Annotated in this window: 1 protein-coding gene; it reads right to left on the reverse strand. The window is 62.7% G+C overall.

Annotated features, from left to right (window positions below; translation table 11 throughout):
- A partial coding sequence (locus tag ACFFUC_RS08410) for an alanine racemase (protein WP_377685315.1) occupies positions 1-515 on the reverse strand: 515 nt, incomplete at both ends.

The following is a 515-nucleotide window of genomic DNA, read 5'->3' on the forward strand; positions in this document are numbered from 1 at the left end:
TTGACCTGCGCGATGGCCGCGTCGAGCTTCGCCTTGCGGTCCTCGAAACTGTCCATGTGCTGCATCGCGCCCTGATAGGCCTGAATGCCCTTGAAGGTCAGGTTCGGGGCAGCCGCCGCCGCTTTGGCGATTTCCAGAACCGCTTCGGTGGTTTTCACGCCGCAACGGCCCGCGCCGCAGTCGATCTCGACGAAGATGCCGAGCTCGGTGCCGTGCTTTTGCGCCGCAGCCGAAAGATCCGCGATATTGGTCACGTCATCGACGCAGACCGTGACGGTCGAGCCGAGCTTCGGCATGCGGGCCAGACGGTCGATTTTTGCCAGATCGCGCACTTCGTTGGTGACCAGAATGTCCTTGATCCCGCCGCGGGCGAAGACTTCGGCTTCCGAGACCTTCTGGCAGCAGACGCCGACCGAACCGCCAAGCTCTTCTTGCAGCTTCTGGACATCGACCGATTTGTGCATCTTGCCGTGGCTGCGGTGGCGCATGCCGTGGGCCTTGGCGTAATCGCCCAT

Source organism: Paracoccus cavernae (assembly GCF_042430175.1).
GTDB lineage: Bacteria > Pseudomonadota > Alphaproteobacteria > Rhodobacterales > Rhodobacteraceae > Paracoccus > Paracoccus cavernae.